The organism is Chryseobacterium sp. VD8, from assembly GCF_037149975.1.
In the GTDB taxonomy this organism is placed as follows: Bacteria; Bacteroidota; Bacteroidia; order Flavobacteriales; family Weeksellaceae; genus Chryseobacterium; species Chryseobacterium indicum.
Map to the genome: position 1 here is coordinate 1 of NZ_JBBCQL010000249.1, position 6,292 is coordinate 6,292.

The 6,292-nt window shown below is 35.6% G+C and carries 9 protein-coding genes; 1 reads left to right on the plus strand and 8 read right to left on the minus strand.

The genetic code is table 11. The annotated features are described in order from the left end of the window. The 8 genes from WFK35_RS19405 to WFK35_RS19440 all read right to left on the minus strand — a co-directional run. On the minus strand, window positions 1-815 hold an 815-nt coding region (locus WFK35_RS19405; protein WP_336734003.1), incomplete at its 3' end, for an MvdC/MvdD family ATP grasp protein. Continuing rightward, entirely contained in the window at window positions 808-1,764 is a 957-nt protein-coding gene (locus tag WFK35_RS19410; RefSeq protein WP_336734006.1) for an MvdC/MvdD family ATP grasp protein, read from the minus strand. The genes WFK35_RS19405 and WFK35_RS19410, both read right to left, overlap by 8 nt. A gap of 86 nt (window positions 1,765-1,850) precedes the next feature. Then, a complete protein-coding gene (locus WFK35_RS19415) occupies window positions 1,851-2,069 on the minus strand; it encodes a microviridin/marinostatin family tricyclic proteinase inhibitor (RefSeq protein WP_076392378.1) in 219 nt (72 codons plus the stop codon). A gap of 28 nt (window positions 2,070-2,097) precedes the next feature. Continuing rightward, complete coding sequence (locus tag WFK35_RS19420; RefSeq protein WP_235131355.1) at window positions 2,098-2,370, minus strand: microviridin/marinostatin family tricyclic proteinase inhibitor; 273 nt, start codon at window positions 2,368-2,370, stop codon at window positions 2,098-2,100. A gap of 38 nt (window positions 2,371-2,408) precedes the next feature. After that, on the minus strand, window positions 2,409-2,627 hold the full coding sequence (locus WFK35_RS19425; RefSeq protein ID WP_214589079.1) for a microviridin/marinostatin family tricyclic proteinase inhibitor: 219 nt from the start codon (window positions 2,625-2,627) through the stop codon (window positions 2,409-2,411). A 116-nt stretch (window positions 2,628-2,743) separates the two neighbouring features. Beyond that, the gene (locus WFK35_RS19430; RefSeq protein ID WP_336734008.1) at window positions 2,744-3,523 is read right to left on the minus strand and encodes an alpha/beta fold hydrolase; all 780 of its coding nucleotides are present in this window, start codon (window positions 3,521-3,523) and stop codon (window positions 2,744-2,746) included. 96 nt (window positions 3,524-3,619) lie between these two features. Continuing rightward, a complete protein-coding gene (locus WFK35_RS19435; protein WP_336734010.1) occupies window positions 3,620-4,339 on the minus strand; it encodes a pyridoxine 5'-phosphate synthase in 720 nt (239 codons plus the stop codon). 78 nt (window positions 4,340-4,417) lie between these two features. Then, the gene (locus tag WFK35_RS19440; RefSeq protein ID WP_336734012.1) at window positions 4,418-5,686 is read right to left on the minus strand and encodes a mechanosensitive ion channel family protein; all 1,269 of its coding nucleotides are present in this window, start codon (window positions 5,684-5,686) and stop codon (window positions 4,418-4,420) included. Between the two features lie 165 nt (window positions 5,687-5,851). Here WFK35_RS19440 and WFK35_RS19445 point away from each other — a divergent pair. Then, window positions 5,852-6,292, plus strand: a 441-nt coding sequence (locus tag WFK35_RS19445) for a carboxypeptidase regulatory-like domain-containing protein (RefSeq protein ID WP_336734014.1), incomplete at its 3' end; no start/stop codon positions are given.

The window sequence follows — 6,292 nt, forward strand, 5'->3', positions numbered from 1 at the left end:
ACGTCTAACAGTTCCAGCAATTTTGCTTCGATGTCTGTCGGAAGTTCCGCAGGAATCCATTTATCGATAAGATTTACCCCGTCTTTTCGCCAGTCTATTTTTGCCGCTTCCGACTGTTGGGAATCGATTTCAAAAGCGTACACTTCTCTTCCTACAATGGTAATGCGGAGCTCTTTTTTCTTTTCAATTTTTTTCTGAAACTGCATCGGACAGTACAAAAGCGTATCCAGTTCCTCCAGTTTATCTTCCTTTACCACATTGGTGAATACCACACTTTCAACACCGTCTTCATAAATAGCAAATCCGGTCTGCATTTTAGCAACCACATTTTTATGTTTTACAATGAACTGTTTCGCCTCTTCCGGATTGTTCGTAAGGCAGGATTCCGGAATCCTGAGTCCAATTTTATGAGCTATTTTCAATTGTTCTTCCTTGCTGTCTACTCTTCTGTAAACACTTGGTTTCCCTAATGCATAGACATCAATAGACTCTAAAAACCCAAATAGTGTCGTTCTGATCTCTCCCATCGCTGCACCGTAAAATTTAGAATCCAGCTCTTCTTTCAGACCAGATCCAATATTGTAGGCTCTTCTGTACCAGACTGCGGAAATATCGTCCAAACGATGTTTTTTTTCAGGAGTTTCTAAAATACTGATCCATTTTCCGTCTTCAAAACGGGTGGATAATTTATTTTGTAAAGGGTATAAATCGACATCGAAACGGATGACTTCACAATGGTTTTCAGCAATATATTCTGTTACTTTTTCTATGGAAAAATTATCTCCTGTATGAGTAATTATTAAAATTTTATTCATTGGTTTTAATTCTTTTTATAAGGTTATCGGCAATTCTTTCCGCAATTGGGAAATTAAGTTCTTTCTGGAGCATTCCCCATTCTCCCTGCGGATTTACTTCCAGGAAATAGTAGTTTCCGTCTTTGCTTTTTATCATGTCGATTGCTCCGATGTACAATCCCATGTCTTTCATCATTGAGGTGAGACCGGTTTTAATATGTTCCGGTAAATGGTATTCCGACCAAAAATAATTCTTATTAGCTATTCTCCAGTCGGCATTTTCGCTGTTATTGATTTTTCCGGTAAAAAATTCTCCGTCAAGATACAGTATTCTAAGTTCATATTCTTTTTCAATGTAGGGTTGAAAAATCATGGGACAGTATTCTATATCGTCTATATTTTCGAGAGAATTTTCATCAATAATATTGGTAGAGAGGAAATTTTCCGCGTTCATCGACTTGGAAAGCGCACCATGAAGTTTTGCCACCATTTTTCCATTACATTTCTGATGGAAAAACTCGGTTATTTGTTCTGAATCGTTTGAAAAAATAGTTTCGGGAATAGTAAGGTTGTTTTTTTTGGCAATCTTTAGTTGATGCATTTTATTACCGTCAATCTTATTTTCATTTTCAAACGGATTGATCCAAGGAATGTCTTCCAGTAAAGTGAAAAGATTGTTTCGGAGGGCAGCATATTCTTTCAGGAAAATTTTTGTGTAGTTTTCATCCAGTTCATCAGGAACAGTGATGCCCCACGATTTTCTGTGCCATACTGCTTTAATTTCGTTTGAATTTACGGTATTTCCGGATTCATCAGTTAATTCAAAATTGTTTTCGTTGATGCTGACTTTCTGGTAATGACTGATTTTATCTGAATTCAGCCTGAAATAAGGAATATTTTTAGATTTTAAATATTCAAAAAAGATATCAATATTGTAAAAGTCCTGAGAATGCGTTATACAAAGAATCATCTGCCGGTTTTTATTAAAAAAGGAAACTTAGAGTGTAAGTTTCCTTTAATATGATTTTTTTAATGCGATCTGAAAATAAAAATCCATTAAACAGATGGAGAATCATCATCTCCGTCGGAAGGATATTTCATAGTCTGCGCCATATCATAGATTGGCTTTGTAACTGTATCTACAGCGGGTTTTGTAATGCTGTCCTGCGATGCAATAGTTACATCTCCGCCTCCTTTAATTTTTTCAGGATCCTGTAATTGTTTCTCTAAAAATGAAGCGAAGAAAGGCTTCTTTTTTGAATCTTTGTTTTTCATAGTTGTTTATTTTGGGTATTTTTTATGACTATTCAATTCCCGGAGGATTACCTGGATTAAATCCTCCCTCGTCACTGTCTGAAGGATATTTCAGTGTCACAGGAGTGTCTGTAATCGGTGTTGTGGTTACAGGTCCGTCCAGCGTTTTTAAGGTAAAAACAGAATCTTTTGCGGGTAACGTAACAGAATCATCCATTAATCCTGTTATTATTCCGCCGCCGCCCTGAACTTCTTCAGGATTCTGAATCTGCTTCTCTAAAAACGAAGCAAAAAACGGTTTTTTCTTATCGCTTCTTTTCATAATGTCTGTGATTAGAGTTTATACAGTTAAATCATTTTTTAGATTTCTGTACCCCCTTCATCACTGTCTGAAGGATACTTCATGGTAACATTATCATTGGAAGGTTTTGTAACGCTGTCCTGAAGTGCCGTTGTAACATTATCTCTCAATGGAGCTGTCGCAACAGTTTCAGATCCTCCTTTGATTTTTTCCGGTTCTGCGATCTGTTTTTCTAAAAATGATGCAAAAAACGGCTTTTTGTTTTTCTTATTTTCCATGATATTAATATTTAGTGATTTAGCTTCGACTAAAATATTAAAAAATATCACACAAAGTAGAATAAATTTATAATTTAAGAAAATTTTAACAAATAACCCTCAATAAACGCATTATGTTACACAATATTCAAAAATTCTTTTACAATTTTAGCAAAATCTACAGGATTTTCAGCCTGAACCCAATGTCCTGCATTTTTAACTGTTGAAAACTGAGCTTTGGGAAACTGCTGTTTAATAGCAAACTCATCCTGAGGAAGAATATAATTGGATTTTTCGCCTGCAATAAACAATGTCTCTCCTTCGAAAACACCGAATTTTATCGCATTGGAAACAAACTGATTATACTTTTCAGAAAGGGTTTTCAGGTTAAATCTCCAGTTCAGTTTTTTATTATCATCCCAATACAGATTTTTTGTAAGGAATTGTATTGTTGATTTTTCAGGAATATACTGGCTTAAAACGGTTTCCACATCATTTCTGGAATTTACCGTATTAAAATCCACGGTTTCCAAAGCTTTAATAATCCCCTGATGATGCGGAGGATATGCTTTCGGAGAAATATCCACAACAATAAGCTTTTCCACTTTTTCAGGATATTTAATAGCAAACTGCATGACTGCTTTTCCGCCTAAAGAATGTCCCAGAATATGAGCTTTCTGTATCCCGTAATGCTCCATATAGCGAAGAATATCATCCGCTAAATCGTCGTGAGACATCTCATCCGAATGAAAACTTCTTCCGTGGTTGCGGAGATCAATAAGGTGAGTCGGCAAAAACTCTCCGAAATCTTTCCCGAAAGTTCCCCAGTTATCGAGCATTCCAAATAAACCGTGAAATACCAAAAGCGGTGTAGACGAAACATTTTCGCCAAATATTTTTGAATTTAAAATTTCCATACGTTTTGTTTTTAGGATAGAAGTGGGTTCTGGAAGCAGGAAGTTTAGACAATACTTATCAAACCTTTGGCATTACACATCCAGCTTCCAGCCTTTTTACCATTTTGCCAGTCTCTTCAGATAAGCCTGAACTGTATTTTCCATTCCCATATATAATGCTTCTGAAATCAAGGCATGACCGATGGAAACTTCGAGCAAATTCGGGATGGTATCTGCAAAATATTTTAAATTTTCTAAACTTAAATCATGTCCGGCATTAATTCCCAATCCAAAATCTGTAGCAACAACCGCCGTATCATAATAAGGTTTTATGGCAGATTCTTTATTTTGGGTATAATTTTTAGCGTAAGCTTCGGTGTAGAGTTCAATTCTGTCGGTTCCTGTTTTAGCAGCATATTCTACCAGTTCGGGAGTCGGATCTAAGAAAATTGAAGTACGGATTTCTGCATTTTTAAATTCTGCGATAATTTCCGTAAGAAAATCCAGATGTTTTTTCGTGTCCCAACCCGCATTTGAAGTAATGGCATCATCTGCATCGGGAACCAACGTTACCTGTTCCGGTTTTACCTCAAGAACCATATCGATAAAAGAACGGTGAGGATTTCCTTCGATATTGAATTCTGTGGTTACCAGAGGTTTCAGATCATAAACATCTTTTCTTGTGATGTGTCTTTCATCGGGTCTTGGATGGATGGTAATACCCTGTCCTCCAAACTCCTGAATTTTTACGGCTGCTTCCGTTACACTGGGTGCTTCTCCTCCTCTTGCATTTCTCAGCGTCGCAATTTTATTAATGTTTACACTTAGTTTTGTCATACTGCAAAAATAAAAAAACCCAACTTAAAAGTGGGTTTATTATTTCATGAAATTTTACATTCAAATAATAAGCTTTCATTACACCTTCACACTGATCTGCATCACCTGAAGATCAAATTCCTTTGAAGCTACGAGTAAATGATCGAAAATATCCGCCTGAATCTGTTCAAAATGTTCCCAGCGCGAATCGTTGGCGAAACAGTAAATTTCCAGAGGCAGACCTTGTGGAGTAATATCAAGCTGACGAACCATCATGGCTCCTTCCTGATTGACATCGGGATCATTCTCAAGGTATTTTTCTGCATAATATCTGAAAACACCAATGTTCGTAAGCTGTCTTCCGTTCACTATTTTATCACTGTGCTTTAAAGTCTCTTTTTCTTTTTTCAGTTCAATGCTTTTTCCTTCAAGATATTCCGAGATCAGATTAATATCTTTCAACCTTTCAATATCTTCTTCCGTTAAAAATTTAAAGGAATTGATATTAAAGTAGATTGATTTTTTAATTCTTCTGGTGTTGGATTCAGACATCACCTGAAGATTTTTAATCTCAGTTGTCAACAGGTCATACGTCGGAATCGAAGAAATTGTTTTATCGAAATTCATGATCTTTGTCGTTAAAAGACTGATGTCTGAGATATTTCCTTCGATACTGTATTTGGGAATACTGATCCAGTCCCCTACTTTAAGACTTTTAGAAGTTGAAACATGGATTCCGGTTACAAATCCAAGAATGGTATCGCGGAAAACCAGTACCAGAACAGCAGTAATTGCCCCTAAACTTCCAACAATGGTAGCTCCTTTAATCCCAAAAATCACACAGATTCCTACAATGGAGAAAATGAAAATTCCTAAGATTTTCATTGTTTCAGAGATCGCATTCAAAGCCATGATTTTGTAATAATCCTGTTTAATGGCGAAATAGTTTCTGAAAGCAGTAAGACCACGATAGAGCATTCCGGCAAGAATTAATACAAGTCCTAAATTAATGGAACGTATAATAAAAATGTTGGTTCTGGGAATTGCTTTTGGCGGAAATATAGAAGTCTGAATCCCCAGTACAATTGCCAAAGCAAAAAGATGAGCTACGGAATTTGTTATTCTTGACTGATAAATTGATTTTATCACCGGATATTTTTCTTCATTATGAAAAAAACGGAAGATAAGATTAATCACAGGTTTTACAAGAAAGTCTACCAGCAAAAATAAAATAACAAGTATAGCAAGTTTTGTAAAGGCATGAAAAATCCAATCCAGACCCGCCGGAGAAATTTTGGTAATGTATAAATAAAGCTGTTCGCTTAAATCCTGTATGAAATTTTTGGTTTCCTGTAACTGATCATTCATTCTAACAAATTTAGTAAAAAATTAAACCCTTCCAACACCGATTAAATAAGAATTTTTCACAAAACAATCAAAAATTATTTATCAATTATTTAAAATTATTTTAAAAATGAAACATATTTAATAATAAAATCATTAATTTAGTCTTTTAATTAAAAACTGTAATTTATGAAAAAATTTAACCTCTTCTTTATTTTTATCATTCTTTTTTCTCTGGGTTCCTGTCACTCAGATTCTTCTTCTCCCACAGAAGCAACGGCAGACAATACGGTAAAAACCGGAAAGGTAACCGGTAAAGTAATGTCTCAAAACGGCGCAAAAGCCATTGGTGGTGCCTCTGTTTTTACTTTCGATGATAAATATAAGATTTACTACACAACTTCCGATGCGGATGGTAATTTTACACTGGACGCTCCGGTCGGCAATCACACCATTCACATTCAGACAGGGAATGGAAGCAATTTCCGTACAGAAGTTGCTGCGACTGTAAAAAATAACGAAACTTTAACGCTTGATCTTTCCCAGACCAAACTGAATCAGGTGGCTAAAATTGCTTATGTAAAAGGCTCGTATGATAAAATTGAAGATATTGTTCTTTCTTTAGGATAT